The sequence below is a fragment of the Pedobacter mendelii genome, assembly GCF_014635725.1.
Taxonomy (GTDB): domain Bacteria; phylum Bacteroidota; class Bacteroidia; order Sphingobacteriales; family Sphingobacteriaceae; genus Pedobacter; species Pedobacter mendelii.
On sequence record NZ_BMDJ01000008.1, the window covers coordinates 15,666 to 34,411 of the forward strand.

Sequence of the window (18,746 nt, forward strand, 5' to 3'; positions counted from 1 at the left end):
TTTGCGGAAAAACTAATACATGAATTTTTCATTAATATCTGTTAAGCACAACTACTTATCAATTGTTATTGTTTTGCTACTTACCTCACCACAAGCTTTTGCCCAGCGAACAATTAACGATGTAATGGATTCGACTACAGTAAACCATTTATTAATTATTTCAAAAAAATACGGTTCATTATCGTTTAGTGGATATTTACAACCACAATTTCAGGCTGCTCAAACCAATGGTACACAGGCAGAATATCAAGGAGGCAATTTTGGTGAATTTACAAATAACCGTTTTAGATTGCGAAGAGGTCGATTGAGAGCGGATTATATGCTTCTAACTGATGACGGCGCACCTTCAACGTATTTTGTACTTCAATTTGATGGCACAGAACAAGGTGTTGCTGTTAGAGATTTTTGGGGCAGATATTATGAAAATGAATGGAAAATTTTGGCTGTTACTTTAGGTTTATCCGGCCGACCATTCGGAAACGAGTTACAACTTTCTTCATCCGTAAGGGAAGCTCCTGAACGTGGTAGAATGTCGCAAATTTTAATGAAAACCGAACGCGATTTGGGTGTAACATTTACCTTAAACCCGAGGTGGAAAGATGCGAAATTAAAAAATATCTCATTAGATTTTGGAATTTATAATGGGCAAGGATTAGCCGGTCCGGGAGAATTCGACAACAGCAAGGATTTTATTCTTAGATTAAGCCATAAAACATATAAATTTTCAAAATTCTCTATTGCAGGTGGAATTAGTACTTTACAGGGAGGCTTAAACCACCGTTTACCAGTAAGTTATAAAATGGAAAAAACCAATAACTTATGGCACATGGCAAAAGATTCATCGGCTATGAAAATTAATAAAATTGCGCCAAGAAGATATTACGGAGCAGACATTCAATTGGCAACAAATACCGAAAGTTGGAAATCAGAATTAAGAGCAGAAGTAATTTCGGGTTTACAAACCGGAACATCCACAACATCTACAACGCCAGGTTCTTATCCGGTAGATAATAATTCGATAGCATTGCCATACTACACGAGACCTTTTAACGGAGCTTATTTCACATTCGTACAAACTTTAAACAGCACCAGCAATCAACTAATTTTTAAGTACGATTGGTACGACCCAAATAACAAAGTCAAAGGAAGTGATATCTCATCAAATGCGGGTTTATCGCCTGCTGATATTAGATTTGATACTTTCGGTTTTGGTTTTTTACATCACTTTAATATGCATTTTAAAGCAGTTTTGTACTATGATATTATCAAAAATGAATCGACACAAATTTCGGAATATACTTCAGACAGGAAAGACAATGTTTTCACTTTAAGAACCCAATTCTATTTCTAATTAATTTAATAAGGTTTTAAAACAAATTGCTATACCTTTACTTAAAATTGTAAGCCTATGAAACTCGATTTTATGAAATTTAACCTAAGTGAGATTCTTTCCACAACGATGGTTCTATTTGCAATCATCGATATTTTGGGTGCAATTCCTGTAGTAATCGAATTACGAAGAAAAGCTGGCCACATAGAGTCTGAGAAAGCGTCTCTGGTTGCCGCAGGTTTAATGATTCTATTTTTATTTCTTGGTGAATCTTTACTTAAAGTAATTGGTTTAGATGTAGAATCTTTCGCAATAGCAGGTTCATTTGTAATTTTCTTTATTGCTATGGAAATGGTTTTAGGCTTAACCATTTTTAAAGAAGAAGCACCCGAAACGGTTTCAATTGTACCTTTAGCTTTTCCATTAATAGCGGGCGCTGGTACAATGACTACATTACTTTCGTTAAAAACCGAATACCATACTCAGAATATTCTTGTTGGTATTTTATTAAATATATTGTTTGTGTACTTCGTTTTAAAAAATACAAACAGGCTCGAAAAACTTTTTGGAAAATCTGGCCTAAATATACTTCGTAAAGCATTCGGCGTAATATTATTGGCGATAGCCATCAAACTATTCAGAAATAATACCGGACTTTAGGAAACGTTTTTTTTGAAGTTTGAAATTAGTTATCCTTAACAATTTTCATTATATTTATCTAAATAATAAAGCGAATGAACAGCTTTGAACAATATACCCTGTTAATTGGGGCAATTGCTGTTTTAATAGAAGCGGCAAAATATCTTAAAAAGAACTTGAAGCAATGGTTTGAGCATATTTAAACCACATTCACTCTATGCATATCTTTAAGCAAGAAATCCTTTAATCTTAAATCTCTTGCACTTTAATCCAATAATCCTTTAATCTTGGGTCTTGATTAACCTTGCTACAAACATGGTATCTGCATTTTTTTCATAGCCTTTTATAACTTCCATAGATTCTAAAGTTAAAGGTAATGTTTCTGTAATGTGCCTTATAACATCTTCATTTTCGGCAGAAAAAGCAGAGCAAGTAATATATATCAATGGCTTGCCAGGTTTTAAATATTTAACTAGGTTTTGTACAATTACTTTTTGTATTGTTGCGAATTGACTAATCTTTCGTTCTTCAAAAAATGTTAACATTTCGGGCGTTCTTCCCCAAGTTCCTGAACCGGTACAAGGTGCATCTAGAATAATTCCATCGAATGCGTAATGGTGTAAAATTTGGTCGTTATTTTTTAATAAGTCGAGTTCCTTTTTATGGTATTTTCTTATTCCTGCATGCTTAAAACGTTCATCTAAGTTTAGCAATACGCTTTCACGTAAATCCGTTACTAATAATTCTACAACTGGCTCTAAACTATGCAGTAACAAGGTTTTTCCACCAGATGCGGCACAACAATCCCACCATTTATCATACTTATTAGGCTTAAAATAACTTCCTGTATGTTGAGATGATAAATCCTGAACTTGGTAAGAACCCTCTTCTAAAATCGTTTCAAGTTTTGTTCCGTTAGGTAAAGATAAAGCTGTTTCAGAAATTTGTTCGACAACTATATTTGCGTTTTGCAGCTTTGATAGTATTGTAGAAACATCTTCGGCAGATACCCTGATAAATAAATTCGGTTGACTGAAGAAAGATTTATAGAATGCAGTTTTATCTACATCTGATGAAAGAAATGAATGAGGAGGATAAACGTCTTCCAAATTAAAATCGGGATATTGTGATTTAACGAATTGCAATTTTTCTTCGAATGGAGCATGTATTTTAGCTACAAAATCGGGTAAATTCTTTTCTACAATTAAACTCACAGTATCATGAGCAAGAAAATCAGCAACACTTAATCGTTGTTCACTATTAAGTTGCGGTAAAGCCTTTCCTAATCTAAAAAAACTGTATAAATGTCGAGTAACCCACCTCCTGTCGAATGAGCCCATTTGCTTATTTTGTTTGAAATATGTTGGCAGAAATCTGTGTAAAGGCAAATTTCCGTCGTAACTTTTTAGAGCCTGTTCAAATGCTCTAAGCTGATGTTCAACTCTCATTTGGTTAAATTATAAATTTTACTCAATAACATTTAAAGCAAAATTTCGATAGCGTAAAAGCATTAAACTTGTATTAACGTAACCATGTTGCTCATCAAACATAAATGTAAACGAATTATGAAGCCCTTTGTATTGCTCTTTAGTTAAGTAACTTAAATAGTCCTCACCATAAGTGGCCAGAAGTTTACCAAAATAATAACCTTCATCAAAACCTTTAAAAGCGTATTCACCTGGTTCAAAGCCGTATTTTTTTCTGTATTTTTTAATGAAATTGATAACATTTATATTTTTGTAATCAACTTTATAAGAAGATGTTATAACTGCATTTAATGCCTGCAATTTATCGGTAGGATAATTTTGTTTAGACCAAATTGGATGTCCAAATAAATTTATAGCATAACCCCCTGTTGGCAAATTTTTAAGCTTAAATAACTTATCTATTGTTGGCGAAACAAAAGCTCTGTCTGATGATGCTACAACAACAATATACTGCTTACCTTTTATCATTTTTGTTTCAAATGTGAAAACCGATGCATACTCCTGAACAATGAATTTATTGGAGCTTTGGGATTGGAAATAGTTTCTTAACGGCGAAGCGAATTGCTCATCATCTGTCTTTTTCGGGTTAATAATTACTATGATTGTATTTGAAGGACTAAAATTCTTATCGATATAGGAAGCAATTTTTTTAGCATGCAAATCAATGTTACTTACAATAGAAATAAGATTTGGGTTGTTAAAGTCTGATGGCCTTGAGGCCGCTAAGGGAGAAACAACAGGCACATTATTCAGTTTTGAATAGTTGGTTATATATTTAATTCCATTTGGAAACACAGGGCCTACAACTAAATTGCTCTTTCTAAAACTATCATTATTATAGATATCTCCAATTCTTGAATTTTCATCCTGCGTGTCAAAAACATTAAGTTTAAAATTTAAACCAGACGCTGCAACAGAATCCAAACCAAGTTTAAATCCCTGGTAAAAATCAATCGGCATGGCATATTTTTCAACATCTGCCTTGCTCATAAATTTTAAATTTGCTTCATTAAGTTTAAAAGGAACTAGAAGCGAAATATTTGCCTGAGAAAACCGCTTAGCAGCCTTCTTTTCAATTAGCTTTTCTTTAACCTCTGGCTTTGGAGTTGATTTATTAGTTGTTACAATCTTAGGAGAACAGGCAGCCAAAATCAAACTAAATAATACCAAAACAAAATACTTTCTTTTTAAACTCATTTCATTCTTATTAACAAAATATGCTGCCAAAGGTTATTATTCTTCGCCAGCATAAATAATATTAGTGATAAAAAATTAAATCAGCGTACCCGATTTATTATTCCCATTCAATAGTTGCTGGTGGTTTCGAACTGATATCGTAAACCACTCTGTTTATACCCTTAACCTTATTGATTATTTCGTTAGAGATTTTAGCTAAAACCGGGTAAGGCAAATGACACCAATCTGCTGTCATACCATCAACTGATTCTACAGCACGTAAGCAAATTACATTTTCGTATGTACGCTCATCGCCCATTACACCAACAGATTGAACTGGTAAAAAGATAGCACCTGCCTGCCAAACTTTATCATACAAGCCTGCCGCTTTTAGTTCATTAATGTAAATAGAGTCTGCGTGTTGTAAAATTTCAACCTTTTCGGCAGTTACATCGCCCAATATACGAATGGCTAAACCTGGACCCGGAAAAGGGTGACGACCTAGAATAACATCATCAATACCTAAAGCCTTACCAACTCTTCTAACTTCATCTTTAAATAAAGTTTTTAACGGCTCAATAACTTTCAGTTTCATAAAATCTGGTAAACCGCCAACGTTATGGTGAGATTTTATAGTTGCTGATGGCCCATTAACTGAAATAGATTCTATAACATCAGGATAAATTGTACCCTGACCTAACCAGTTTACGCCGGTAACTTCATGTGCTGCATCATCAAATACTTCTATGAAAACACGTCCTATTGCTTTTCTCTTCAATTCAGGATCTTTTAATCCAGCCAACTGACTTAAAAAGCGATCTTTAGCATCAATACCTTTAATGTTTAAGCCCATGTGCTTGTATTGTTCAAGCACTTGTTCATATTCATCTTTACGTAACAGGCCATTATCAACAAAAATACAATGTAAATTTGTACCGATCGCTTTATGCAACAAAACTGCAGCCACACTACTGTCAACCCCGCCAGATAAACCTAAAACAACTTTATCATTACCAAGCGTTTGCTTTAAATCAGCAATAGTTGTATCGATAAAAGCCGCTGATGTCCAATCCTGACTACAGCCACAAATATCAACCAGAAAGTTTTCTAAAAGAATTTTTCCATCTATACTATGTGTAACTTCAGGGTGGAATTGAATCGCGTAAGTATCAGAATCTTTAATATGGTAGGCAGCAACTTTTACACTCTCGGTACTGGCAATTAACTCAGCGCCTTCGGGCATTTTAGTTATGGTATCACCATGGCTCATCCAAACCTGAGAATCAATATTAATTCCCTTGAATAATTTATTTTCTTGGTTTACGAAATTAAGGTTTGCACGACCATATTCGCGGGTTGAAGAAGCCTGAACTTCGCCGCCAGATTTTTGTGCGATATATTGAGCACCATAACAAACAGCCAATAATGGAAATTTCAGATGAAAATTACTTAAATCTACTTGAGGCGCATCATCCTGACGAACTGAATATGGACTACCAGAAAAGATAATTCCTTTTACATCTGCAGTATTAATTTCAGGAAGATTATTAAATGGATATATTTCACAGTAAATATTTAGTTCGCGAACCCTACGGGCTATTAGTTGAGTAAATTGCGAACCAAAATCGACGATAATGATTTTTTCTTGCATCCGCAAAGATAGATAAAGAATGGGAATTGTTAAATTGTTTTATTGCATAATTCTAATCATCCTTAAGATTCCATCAACTTCACTTCAACACCAAACTTTCTTAAAAAATCTACACCTTCATCGCTTGGCAAACCTTTGTAGGCAGCATAAGATTTTGAATAGTAAACGAGTTTAATTCCCGATGAGAGAATTAATCTTGCACATGCGATACAAGGTGATAATGTGGTGTACAAGGTGCATCCTTCTATTTTAGCACCATTCTTTGATGCATAAAGTATTGCGTTTTCTTCTGCATGCAGCGCTAAAGAGCAACTTCCTTTACTATCGCGGGCGCAGCCTGTATCGGGCCACTCTTCATCGCAATTGTGGGTTCCAGCTGGCGGACCATTGTAACCTATTGAAATGATTCGGGTATCTTTAGTTAAAACGGCACCAACATGTGCACGTACACAATGAGAACGAGTGGCCAATTCTGTAGCCAAATTCATAAAAATGCTATCGAAGCTTGGTTTATCAGTCATTTATTAATTAAAAAAGCCACAGAAAATAATTTCTGTGGCGTTAAAGTTAGTTTATTGGATTTTAGTGTCCGCCTTCAGCAGCTATACTTTCTACATCAATGCCTTGTTTTTTTAGTTCACCACTAACTTTCCAAGCGAAGAATATTAAGTAAGCAAAACCAATCACAGGAATAATATAAGAGTTATGTATTCCTGCACTATCAGCAAGTTCACCTTGAATTGGAGGAATAATTGAACCACCTAAAATCATCATAATTAAGAATGAAGAGCCTTGAGCAGTATATTTACCTAAGCCTGTAATGGCTAATGAAAATATAGATGGCCACATAATTGAACAACATAAACCACCACTTACAAAAGCAAAAATGGCTACATGACCAGTTGTAAATAACCCGATTGTAATTGCTACTGCACCTAAAGTACCAAAAATTGCTAGCGTTTTAGCAGGCTTTTCTTGTCCGATAAAAACGGCAACAACCATTATTGCAATACAAACTGCATAAACATATAAATTACCAACATCGGTACCAGTTGCATGGTTAACAATTAAAATGATACCAAAAGCCACGAAAGGAACAATAACCGTTAATACATTTTTAGTCATTTTTGTAAGGTTGAAAGCACTTACTGCTCCAGCCCAACGTCCAATCATCATACTACCCCAGTATAGAGATATATATGGTTTAATTTCAGCGTCTGCCAAACCACCAAAATCAGGAAGTTTTAACAACGCACCCAAATTACTTTGAATCGTTACTTCGGTACCAACGTACATAAATATGGCCAACATCCCCAATACTAATTGAGGATATTGCATTGCTCCCCAACTTGCTGAATTTTCCTTTTTAGCTAAATATCCATAAAGCAAGGCACCTAAAATAATTGCAAATGATGAATAAACAAATATAGAACCGCTTATTCCGGTTAGATTAGCCAGCGGACCAGCAGCTGCAACCATTAAAAATCCGATTATCATTACCACTAATGGGCCGGTTGGTTTACTACTTGCTTCTATTTTTTCTGTGCTTGTTACATCTGGTAGTTTTGATACTGCAAAGAATATAGCAACAGCTACAAACAAGCCTGCAAGGATGTAATATAAATTGTTGATGGATGAGATTTCTACCACTTTTGCTACGGCATCATTTGCAGTTCCGAAAAGTACAACACTAACAATTACGGGGCCCATTAAGCCACCAAAGTTATTAATACCACCAGCTAAGTTTAATCTATGTGCACCACTTTCGGGCTCACCCAATGCAACAACAAATGGATTTGCTGCCGTTTGCTGTAAGGAGAAACCCAGTGCAATAACAAAAAATGCAAATAAAATAAATAGAAATGAACCTGAGTGAACTGCAGGAATCATTAATAATGCACCCGCAGCTGAAATGATTAATCCAACGATGATACCCTTTTTGTAACCGATTTTATTTAGAATATCAACCTTTGTGGCCTGTGAAGCGAAATATAATATTAGTGACCCAATAAAATACCCCCCATAAAAGGTAAAATCGATTAATTGAGATTCAAATTGTGTTAATTTGAAATGCGTTTTACAAAAGGGAATGAAGATACCGTTTGAAGCGGCAACGAACCCCCAAAAAAAGAATACAGTTATAATCGTGTATAGCGCTGTACCATAATTTTTTGTTGTTTCTTTTGACATTTTATATCTGTTATGCTTTAAGTTTTTATGGGGTTAAACTTAAATAAAATAAAATTAAAAACATCAATATTATGCAACCAGTGCAACAAAAATAAAGTTGATATGTTTATCTATAAATCGCATATTCGCATATTCATAAATAACACAATGCATGTTTGAAGCCATATTGTTAGGTATAGGGGCAGGGATTATTTCATCGTTTTTAACAGGACCGGTTTTTTTTGCAATGATAAAAACCAGCATAGAGAAAGGCTTTAAAGCAGGTTTTTCTTTAGCTGTTGGTGTAATAATAAGTGATGTTATTCTAATTGCACTGGTTCTTTTTGGAAGCCAGTTTTTTGAATACAAAGCAGATTTCGATAAATATGTAGGTTTAGTTGGTGGTTTATTTTTACTTGCCGTTGGTATATATTATCTGGTTTCTAAAATTACTATCCATTATGATAGCGCAACCCTTCAAAAAGTAAGCAAGCGTGGATATGTTATAAAAGGATTTTTAATGTGTATTCTTACACCATCAACATTAATGTTTTGGATTATTGTAAGCGGTATCATTTCAGTTAAGTTAAATAATATGCTTAATGAAAAACTCGTTTGTTTCTTCATTGCCATGGCTACACAACTCGCAATTGATGGTGCTAAAAGTTTTTATTCGAGCGAACTTCGTTATAGAATAAAGGAAGATTCTTTAAAAAAATTAAACAAAATAGCAGGCGTAGTAATTATCCTTTTTGCCTTTTGGCTGGTTATAAAAACCTACTTCAAATTTTACGCTTAATTGTCTTCTCTTTATTAACAAAGTATACATTAGCGTATTACAAAGAGGATTTTTAGCATCCAAGGTTATAAAACAATACCAGCCTTTACTTCTCTCGATTAACCGTCATATAGCACCCATCTTAAATTTTCAGTTTAACCACCTTAGAAACCTGAAGAACACCTAAGCACATCAAATTGGAAAGGATTTTCATGCCACCTGTAACTCTCGATCCGTCTTTCTCACGCAGGCGGAAATCTTAATGCAAAAATTTCAGTGAATGATCATAAATTGTAATTTAACTAGCAATTTTAGCTTTAATATTTTCCTTTAATTTTAATGTGGCTTCATTTGGGGTTAGCGCATGAGCACGCTCTATCCATTGAAGTGCATCATGCAAGGCACGATCATTAGGTTGAAGCGTTTTGAAATAAGCTTCAGAAACCATGTATAGGCGAGATGCGATATCAGCAGAATAGTTTTTCTTTATTATTTTTTTTTCTTCAGCAAACCCTGGTATTTTTGTGCTATCTTCTTTGCCAGATAAAAAAGGAGCCATAATTTCATTATAAAACTCTTGATTTTTCTTATCAATTATTTCGTCAGGGATTAGTATTAATTTCGAAGCGATAGCGTAACCAACAACCTTCATTCTATTTACATCTTTACGTTCTGTGTAAAAAAGCAATTTAAAATGGTTAACTGTATTAAGTTGCGCCTCATTCATCGAAGGTAAAAGTAAGTCTATATCATTTATCGCTTTTTCCTCATCACTATACCTCTTATCTTTTCTAGCTTCTGCAAATTCATTTCTTAGCATTGCAAACATAGGTTTATTAATCTCCTGCTGCTGATCTTTGCTTAGAACATTGAAGTTTGATAAAACTAACTGAGCTGCATCAGACTTGACAAAACCTATGTTTTTGCCTAGAAACATAATTTCATCTGCATGGTTAATCTTATCGGCTGGTAAGCATTTTACATAAGTATTGAGAACAGATGAATTCGTTACTTTCATGCTTGTCAGCTTTGCTATATATTCCCTAAGAAAGGCTAATTCCCTTTCGCCATTTAAAAATCGTTTCTCAAACTGCGCCAAACTTCCCTTAGCATTTCTCTGTAAAACAGCTCGTTTTCCTAAACCAATAAAATTTGCTGCAGACATATAATCATCTGCCCGTAAAACCATATTACCTAATTCATCAACAAAAACCCATGTTGGATAAGCCCTAACCCCAAACTTTTTTGCCAACTCAATTCCATTTCCTTTTTCAGCATTAACTTTATAATTAATGAACAGTTCGTTATAAGCCTCACCTACCATTTTATCCGGAAAAATTTCTGCATCCATTCTTTTGCATGGAGGGCACCAATCAGTATAAAAATCGATAAAAATTAATTTCTGTTGTTTTTTGGATTCGGCAAGTACATCAGTCCAAGTACCCTTAAAAAATTCAATTCCAATAGATGATGATTGTGCACTTACATGATTATTAAAAATAGTTAAAGCAAGAAAGAATACTAAAAACAATCTTTTCATATACATAATACTGTTTTACAATAAGTTAAAGTTAATAATTTTCAGTCTAAACTTGAAACAAAAAGAGTATCAAATCGCAAAAGCGGTAATAAAGCTTAATAGTAGAACCCATCTTAAAAAAAAATAGCCCACATAAAATGTGAGCTATTCGTTATTCAAAGTTCCCTTAAAATTTAGGCTTTAATAAGCTCTTTGATTGTTTCCTTCTTTCCAGTTAACAAAAGCTTTGTTAACCACTTTATTACCACCCGGCGTAGGATAATTTCCAGAGAAATACCAGTCGCCTTTATTTTTAGGACAAGCACTGTGTAAATTTTCTAAACTTTGATAGATAACTTCAACCTCTGCAACCGTTCCTTTAGGCGTAATAATTTGTGCAATCTTTGCAGAAATTTCTTCAGGAGTAAATGGTTTGTAAATTTCTTTAACATGATTTACAATTTGCTCCTTAGGTAAAAGTAAAGAAGCTTTACATTTTGTGTAAACATCTTCAATTACCTGCCACATACCTCTTTCGGTTAACAGTTGTATCGCTGCATCAAAAGCCACAAACTGCCCCATTCTGCTCATATCGATACCATAACAATCAGGATACCTGATTTGAGGTGCAGAAGAAACTATAATGATCTTTTTAGGATGTAAACGATCTACAATCTTTATTATACTTTGCTTAAGTGTTGTTCCACGAACGATAGAATCATCTAAAGCAACTAAAGTATCCTGATGATTTTTGATGATACCATAAGTTGTATCATAAACATGTGCTACCATTTCACCGCGATCGGCATCCTGCGTAATAAAAGTACGAAGCTTTACGTCTTTAACAGCTAATTTTTCTACTCTTGGTGTCATAGAAAGCAACTCATCAAGCGCAGTATCACTTAATTGTTCCTTATTATTTAGCAATACGTTTTTTTGATGGTTACGCACGTATTGATTTACACCATCCACCATACCAAAAAATGCAACTTCTGCAGTATTCGGTATAAATGAAAATACCGTATTCTTTAAATCATAATTAACAGCTTTCAGAACCTGATCGCAAAGTAACCGCCCTAATTGCTTACGCTCCTGATAAATCTCTACATCACTTCCCTTTGAGAAATAAATGCGCTCGAACGAGCAAGATAATCTTTCTGTAGGCTCACGGAATTGCTCCATGCTAACCTCACCATTTTTCTTGATGATTAAAGCATGACCAGGATCAATTTCCTTAACATCTTTAAACTGTATATTGAAAGCGGTTTGCAATGCAGGACGCTCTGATGCCGCTACAACAATTTCATCATCATAATAATAATATGCCGGACGGATACCTGCCGGATCTCTCATAATGAAAGAGTCGCCGTTACCAACCATACCACAAATTGAATAACCACCATCCCATGTTTTCGCAGAACGACGAAGAATATTTGCAATATTTAAGTTTTCGGCTATTTTTTGAGTAATGGCTACGTTATCATGTCCTTCTTTTTTATACTCATCAAAAAGCTCCTGATTTTCATCATCTAAGAAGTGACCAATTTTTTCCAGAACAGTCACGGTATCTGCTTTCTCTTTCGGATGCTGACCCAACTCATATAATTGCTCTAAAAGCTCATCAACATTCGTCATGTTGAAATTACCTGCAATAACAAGATTACGAGTCATCCAGTTGTTTTGCCTTAAAAAAGGGTGACAATTTTCGATGCTGTTTTTACCATGTGTACCATAACGCAAATGGCCCATTAACACCTCGCCAATAAAGCTTACGTTGTTTTTGAGCCACTCTGTATCCTGCATTAATTCAGGTGTGTTTTCTTGTATATCTACAAATTTGTTTTGAACATATTCAAAGATATCTGCTACTGCATTCGAAGCCATACTCCTATATCGGCTAATATACCTGCTGCCAGGTTTCATATCCAGTTTAATGGTTGCAATACCTGCGCCATCCTGACCCCGGTTATGCTGCTTTTCCATTAAAAGGTATAGTTTATTAAGGCCGTAAAGTGCTGTACCGTACTTTTGCTGGTAGTAAGAAAGTGGTTTTAACAGGCGAATAAAAGCGATTCCGCATTCGTGTTTTATCTGATCACTCATGGTGTGGGTTTGAAGGCGCAAAGTTATCTTTTTAAACAATTACAACCTAAACAAAAGTGTTTTCTTTTATAGTAGAAATGTAAAGGATTATATATCAGCTCTGCCTGATTTCAAATCCTCTCCAAAAAATATCGATGCGTGTTCATCAAAAGCTTCAGGGTCGCCGCTGGTGTAAAAAGATTTTTGTTTCGTTCTTCCTATCAGTTTCTCAATTTCTGGATGCCTTTCCAAATAATCTGCCAAACTCAATGCAACAATTTCGCCTTGGGTTAAAATATTGATGTAATCGGGAAAAATGGCTTTAAGCTTTGGCAACAGCAACGGATAATGTGTACAAGCTAAAAGAACACAATCTATATCCATAGATTGAGCCATTAAAGCCTCGCAATATTCTCTCACAAAGAAATCGGCACCTGCTTGTAAATGTTCGTTATTCTCGATTATTGGCACCCACATTGGGCATGCTTGTTGATGAACTTTTATTTCAGGAAAGAACTTATTGATTTCTAATAGATAAGATTTTGAATTAACGGTACCTCTAGTACCCATTACCCCTACTTGCTTACTCGATGTATAATTACCGATAACCTCTGCCGTTGGCCTAATTACACCAAGTACTCTCCTATCTGGATATTTTAACAGTAAATCTTTTTGCTGGATGGTTCTCAACGCCTTTGCTGATGCTGTGTTGCAAGCTAAAATCACAAGCTTACAACCTTTACTAAACAGCCACTCTACACATTCTAATGTATATCGATAAATGGTATCAAAAGAATGGTCGCCATAAGGTGAACGGGCATTATCACCTAAATAAATATAATTATAATCAGGCAGCCTTTCAGCTATGGAACGGAAAATGGTTAAACCGCCGTAACCTGAATCGAAAATACCTATTGGTGATGTTTGTTGCATTTTGGTAGAGATATTGAATTTAGAAAGTAGATATGAACATTCGCCTTTTTGAACTTGTTTGAGGATCTAAAAATAAAAAGAGCATGCATTAAAGATGCTGAAATAAATTCAGCATGACGAATTGAAAAACAAAAAAAAGCGGATTCAAGTTTAACTTAAATCCGCTTTCATGAAAATTATTAAAGGTTAATTCCTTAAATAATTGAATTATTTTTTAGGAGCTGGTGCTTTTGCTGCTGTTGCAGAAATTCCTAATTTAGTTTTAACTGCTGCAGTGATATCATCACCACCTTCCCAGAATACTAAATTGTTACCACCTTGTCCGTTTGCAATATCGAAAACGTAAGCTAACCCTTTTTCTTTTGAAATAGCCGAAATAGCTGTTGCTACTTTTGCTTGAATTGGTTGAAACAATTCACCTTGTTTAGTACCTAAATCTTGTTGTGCTTTAGTTTGTGCATCGCTAATACGTTTTTGCAAATCTTGTAATTGAGTTGCAGCTGTTTGCAACTCTTTATCAACTGTTTCTTTATTTGCCTCGCTACGCGATTTTTCTTTAGCTTGTGCAGATGATAATTGTGTTTGATATTCTTTAATCATAGCATCTATCTCAGCTTGCTTAGTTTTACTTAAGTTTTCTAAAGTAGTTTGTGCTGTTTTAGATTCTGGCAAGTTTGCAAATACATCTTCTGAATTTACATGACCAATCTTTTGCTGTGCATTTGCCATATTCGCTGTGAACAATAAACCTGCCGCTACAATGAATACGTTAATTAACTTTCTCATTTTCTATTTAACTTTTATTTTTTTTAATTGTTTTTCCTTATTTCGAGGGGCGAATATACTAATTTTTTACAGCACCCGGCTTGTATCCTAATTTTACAATTACATCATTGCTAACATCGTAACTGCTGCTTGCATAAATCATCATTGTGGCTTCACTGCTTTTGTCAAAAATAAAATCAAGAAACTTTGCTTTAGCAATTTGTTTAATTACATCAGCAACTTTATCCTGAATGGGCTTGATAAGTTTTGCTCTGCTTTGGAAAAGATCGCCATCAGGACCAAATTTTTGACGTTGAAATTCTTTTGCAGCCTTTTCCTTTTCAATGATTTCGTTTTCACGTCGTTTGCGCATATCATCAGTTAGCAAAACCTGATCGGCCTGATAAGCTTTGTACATCCTGTCAATTTCACTGAAGTTTTGATCAGCTTGTTGTTGCCATTGTTTCGAAGCAACCTCCAGTTGGCTCAATGCCGATTTATACTCAGGCATTTGTTTAAGAATGTATTCTGTATCTACGTAAGCAAACTTTTGGGCAAATGCGCCAAAAGTTGTGCAAAGTAAAAATGCTATAAAAAAGTACTTTTTCATTTGTTTTTTCTTTTAGATATTCAGTCTGCCTAAACCAATGTGTTTTTAGTTTAAGCAAAATTTCATTTGTGTGTTTTATAAGTCGTTGCAATAAGTTAAGCTTTCTTTAAACTCCGGTTATTATTTTTTATTGCATAATTAATTAATTTTTTAATTATAAACAATTAAAATCCACCTAATTGTTGTGCGATACTAAAGTGAAACTGTCCTTTATTAGCATCTGGTAAACCAGGGATAGCATCAAAACCATAACCATAATCAATACCTAACAAACCAAATATTGGTAAGAAGATACGTGCACCAACACCAACTGAACGGCGAATGTTAAATGGATTGAAATCGCTAAACCTGTTCCAGGTATTACCACCTTCAGCAAAGGCCAATATAAAGGCTGTGGCCTGCTGGCTTTTTATAACCGGGTAACGAGCCTCTAAAACGTACTTGGTATAAATTGGGCTACCCGATTGTTGTGCAATTGTTGGATTTGAGCCTACCGGGATAACAGTGTTGTTTGCATAACCACGCATGGCTATTAATTCCGAACCTTGCAAGAAATCGAATCCCTGCATACCATCACCACCGAGTTTGAATCTCTCGAATGCTGATTGGCCAACTGCAGCAGTATACTGACCTAAAAATCCGAATTGAGCTTGTGCTTTAATTACAAACTGACCAGCAACTCTTTGGTACCATTGCGAATCAAATTTCCATTTATGGTACTCGGTAAATCTATATTTCGTTTTATCAGATGCAGTTGCATAATTTACACCATTAAACAATGAGTAAGGCGGCGTTGCCTGGATAGTGAAACGAAGGAATGAACCTGATGTAGGGAAAATTGGTGAATCCCTTGAATCGCGACTAATTTCTTGTGATAAGTTTAAGTTGTAAGAAGTACCTGTACTAAATAAATAACCAGGGTAATTCTGTAAAATATATTGCTGCAAATTAACTGAATGACTTAATTGGAAATAGTTATCAGGCCAGTTTAACCTTCTGCCTAAACTTACCGTTATGCCATTTAAACGGATTTTGTAATAATTAGGATCGCCTGAATCGCCGATTCCACTTGATTGTAATGAAGTAAATGCACTTACACCAAAGCTAACCGGTTTCTCGCCACCAAACCAAGGCTGAGAGAAAGAGAAACTGTAAGATTGATAATATTTACCATTCGTTTGACCACGTAAACTTAGTTTTTGCCCGTCGCCTTTTGGCAATGGTTTATAAGCTTTAAGGTTAAATAAATTTCTTAAAGAGAAGTTATTAAAAGTTAACCCTAATGTACCAATGATACGGCCTCCACCAAAACCACCTGATAACTCAATCTGATCTGAAGGTTTTTCTTCCACAGCATACTCAATATCAACCGTTCCATCTGCTGGATTAGGGCGAGGCGTAGGAACTGTTTTTTGTTCATCGAAGTTACCCAATGCGCCGATCTCACGAACAGTGCGAATTAAATCACTCTTGTTAAATTTCTGTCCTGGTTTAGTACGAATTTCACGCAAAACAACTTTATCATTTGTGATGGTGTTACCTTTTAATGTAATACGATTGTTGGTGTATTGCGGCCCTTCATAAATACGCATCTCTACATCAACAGTGTCATTGTAAATTTTAGTTTGAACAGGATCGATATTAAAGGTTAAATATCCATTATCGGTATATAAACTGTTGATGTCACCACCATTCTCTCCACCACCGTTAATTTTCTTATCCAATTTATCCTCACTAAAGATATCTCCTTTTTCGATGGTTAAAACTTTATTTAACACATCAGTATTGTAAATTGCATTCCCAGCCCATGTTATTTTACCGAAGTAGTATTTCTTTCCTTCGTAAATATCCATCATGATATTTACTTTTTTACGGTTGTACTGAGAAATACTGTCTTTTAAAAGTTCTGCATCACGATAGCCTTTTTCGTGTAATTTGGCAATCATTTTAACTTTATTCTCTTCGTATTTTTCTTTACTGAATTTACCTGAACCCCAAAATCTCCAAAATGCAAACTGCTTAGGGCTTTTTAAATACTTTCTTAGTTTTGCTGCTTTAAAATCTTTGTTTCCGGTAAAATCAATGTGCTGAACTTTTACACGATGGCCCTTATCTATATTTGCTTCTAAAATAACACTGTTTTCAGAATTCGGATCTTTACGCGTTGTATAATTTATCTTGGTAAAGAAATAACCTTTATCAAGCAAGTACTTTTTTACAATGGCTGAAGTAGTGTTGTATAAGTTATCGTTTACAATTTTACCGGTCTTATCATTCAATTTTTCCTGAATGGCAGTTTTTTCAGATTTACGAACACCTTTTAAATCAATAGAGCTTAAGCGGGGACGCTCAACAACTTCAATTTCGAAGTAAACGGTATCTTGAACAAATTTTTCAATATTTAATTTAACATCATCAAACAAACCCTGCGCCCAAAGTGTTTTAATTGCATCGGAAGTAGCTTCTCCAGGTAAAACAACTTTATCACCTTTGGTTAATTTAGATAAAGTAATTAATACTTCTTTATCAAGGTATTCTGTTCCTGTAATTTTTGTACCGCCGATGATGAATTCTTTTGGACTAAAGTAATCGAGATCTAAGCCTCCAACCTTTAAAGATGGGGTTGATTGTGCCTGGCCTTGTGGACGAATTTGAGCAAAGGCAGGAGCGGCTAAAACTAATAGGATTAAAACTTGAAATATTCTTTTCATTAAAATAATTTGTTCAGTAATGGCCACGAAGGTAGCAATGTTTTACAAAGCAAAATTGCTTTATTTTACACACCTCTGAAGTGGTTACATTTATGGTATAAAAGTGCTGCTAAGTTAATTTAAACGCTTGTTAAAAAGTGTTAAAAGAAAAATTAGTTTAATTGTTCGCTAATTTTGCCAAAACGGCGTTCGCGTTTTTGGTAATCAACAATGGCTTCAAAAAGATTTTCTCTTCTGAAATCGGGCCATAAAACATCAGTAAAATAAAATTCGGTATAAGCCATTTGCCAAAGCAAATAATTGCTTATCCGGTGCTCGCCACTGGTGCGAATCATCAATTCAGGATCAGGAATATTTACAGTTGTTAATTCTGACGAAAATAGGTTTTCATCAATATCATTAATATCAATTGTATTATTTTTTACAGCCACTGCAATTTTTTTTGCGGCATTAACAATCTCCCACTTTGAACTATAACTCAAAGCAAGTGTTAATGTACATTTTTTATTATGGGCCGTTTTATCCATTGCCTCTTTCAAATCATCAATACATTCTTGTGGTAATGATTCTATATTACCAATGGCATTTAACTTAACATTATTTTTATTCAGTGTTTCAGTTTCTTTGTTTATTGTAGAAATGAGGATTTGCATCAATGCATCTACCTCTTCTTTCGGGCGACTCCAGTTCTCAGTTGAAAAAGCGTATAGCGTAAGGTATTCTATACCAACTTCTACGCAGCCCTCTACAATATCTTTTACAGAAAGCACACCATGTTCGTGTCCGAAAACACGCATTTTACCCTGGCCTTGTGCCCAACGTCCATTACCATCCATAATTACGGCAATGTGCTTTGGCAGGCGGCTATAGTCTATTTGTTCTTTATATCCCATTAA

The 18,746-nt window shown here is 34.7% G+C and carries 15 protein-coding genes; 3 read left to right on the forward strand and 12 right to left on the reverse strand.

Annotation, left to right across the window (positions count from 1 at the left end):
- Positions 1–19: 19 nt before the first annotated feature.
- Both IEV50_RS13650 and IEV50_RS13655 read left to right on the forward strand, forming a co-directional pair.
- Positions 20–1,351 (forward strand): putative porin, encoded by a 1,332-nt coding sequence (locus IEV50_RS13650; protein ID WP_188415249.1) that lies wholly within the window; start codon positions 20–22, stop codon positions 1,349–1,351.
- A 72-nt stretch (positions 1,352–1,423) separates the two neighbouring features.
- Positions 1,424–1,990 (forward strand): MarC family protein, encoded by a 567-nt coding sequence (locus IEV50_RS13655; RefSeq protein ID WP_188415609.1) that lies wholly within the window; start codon positions 1,424–1,426, stop codon positions 1,988–1,990.
- Between the two features lie 260 nt (positions 1,991–2,250).
- On the opposite strand, the gene IEV50_RS13660 is transcribed toward IEV50_RS13655, so the two are convergent.
- The 5 genes from IEV50_RS13660 to IEV50_RS13680 all read right to left on the reverse strand — a co-directional run bounded on the left by IEV50_RS13660 (position 2,251) and on the right by IEV50_RS13680 (position 8,473).
- Positions 2,251–3,417 (reverse strand): RsmB/NOP family class I SAM-dependent RNA methyltransferase, encoded by a 1,167-nt coding sequence (locus IEV50_RS13660; RefSeq protein WP_188415251.1) that lies wholly within the window; start codon positions 3,415–3,417, stop codon positions 2,251–2,253.
- A gap of 18 nt (positions 3,418–3,435) precedes the next feature.
- Entirely contained in the window at positions 3,436–4,653 is a 1,218-nt protein-coding gene (locus IEV50_RS13665) for an ABC transporter substrate-binding protein (protein ID WP_188415253.1), read from the reverse strand.
- A gap of 97 nt (positions 4,654–4,750) precedes the next feature.
- Positions 4,751–6,283, reverse strand: a complete 1,533-nt coding sequence (guaA, locus tag IEV50_RS13670; RefSeq protein ID WP_188415255.1) for a glutamine-hydrolyzing GMP synthase — start codon at positions 6,281–6,283, stop codon at positions 4,751–4,753.
- Between the two features lie 62 nt (positions 6,284–6,345).
- Positions 6,346–6,804, reverse strand: a complete 459-nt coding sequence (locus tag IEV50_RS13675; RefSeq protein WP_188415257.1) for a deoxycytidylate deaminase — start codon at positions 6,802–6,804, stop codon at positions 6,346–6,348.
- Positions 6,805–6,865: 61 nt separating this feature from the next.
- Complete coding sequence (locus tag IEV50_RS13680; protein ID WP_188415259.1) at positions 6,866–8,473, reverse strand: MFS transporter; 1,608 nt, start codon at positions 8,471–8,473, stop codon at positions 6,866–6,868.
- A gap of 151 nt (positions 8,474–8,624) precedes the next feature.
- Here IEV50_RS13680 and IEV50_RS13685 point away from each other — a divergent pair, with 151 nt between their 5' ends.
- Positions 8,625–9,251 carry a LysE family translocator gene (locus IEV50_RS13685; protein ID WP_188415261.1) on the forward strand — a complete coding sequence of 209 codons (627 nt, stop codon included), beginning with the start codon at positions 8,625–8,627 and terminating at the stop codon, positions 9,249–9,251.
- Positions 9,252–9,528: 277 nt separating this feature from the next.
- On the opposite strand, the gene IEV50_RS13690 is transcribed toward IEV50_RS13685, so the two are convergent.
- The 7 genes from IEV50_RS13690 to uppS form a co-directional block, all read right to left on the reverse strand.
- Positions 9,529–10,770 (reverse strand): thioredoxin family protein, encoded by a 1,242-nt coding sequence (locus IEV50_RS13690; RefSeq protein ID WP_188415262.1) that lies wholly within the window; start codon positions 10,768–10,770, stop codon positions 9,529–9,531.
- Positions 10,771–10,950: 180 nt separating this feature from the next.
- Complete coding sequence (locus IEV50_RS13695) at positions 10,951–12,852, reverse strand: amidophosphoribosyltransferase (RefSeq protein ID WP_188415264.1); 1,902 nt, start codon at positions 12,850–12,852, stop codon at positions 10,951–10,953.
- Between the two features lie 87 nt (positions 12,853–12,939).
- On the reverse strand, positions 12,940–13,764 hold the full coding sequence (gene murI, locus IEV50_RS13700) for a glutamate racemase (protein ID WP_188415266.1): 825 nt from the start codon (positions 13,762–13,764) through the stop codon (positions 12,940–12,942).
- Between the two features lie 207 nt (positions 13,765–13,971).
- Complete coding sequence (locus IEV50_RS13705) at positions 13,972–14,550, reverse strand: OmpH/Skp family outer membrane protein (RefSeq protein WP_194443816.1); 579 nt, start codon at positions 14,548–14,550, stop codon at positions 13,972–13,974.
- 58 nt (positions 14,551–14,608) lie between these two features.
- Complete coding sequence (locus IEV50_RS13710; protein WP_188415268.1) at positions 14,609–15,139, reverse strand: OmpH/Skp family outer membrane protein; 531 nt, start codon at positions 15,137–15,139, stop codon at positions 14,609–14,611.
- 164 nt (positions 15,140–15,303) lie between these two features.
- Positions 15,304–17,850, reverse strand: coding sequence for an outer membrane protein assembly factor BamA (gene bamA, locus IEV50_RS13715; RefSeq protein ID WP_188415270.1), 2,547 nt, complete (start codon positions 17,848–17,850; stop codon positions 15,304–15,306).
- A gap of 152 nt (positions 17,851–18,002) precedes the next feature.
- Positions 18,003–18,743, reverse strand: coding sequence for an undecaprenyl pyrophosphate synthase (gene uppS, locus IEV50_RS13720; RefSeq protein WP_188415273.1), 741 nt, complete (start codon positions 18,741–18,743; stop codon positions 18,003–18,005).
- Between the last annotated feature and the right edge of the window lie 3 nt (positions 18,744–18,746).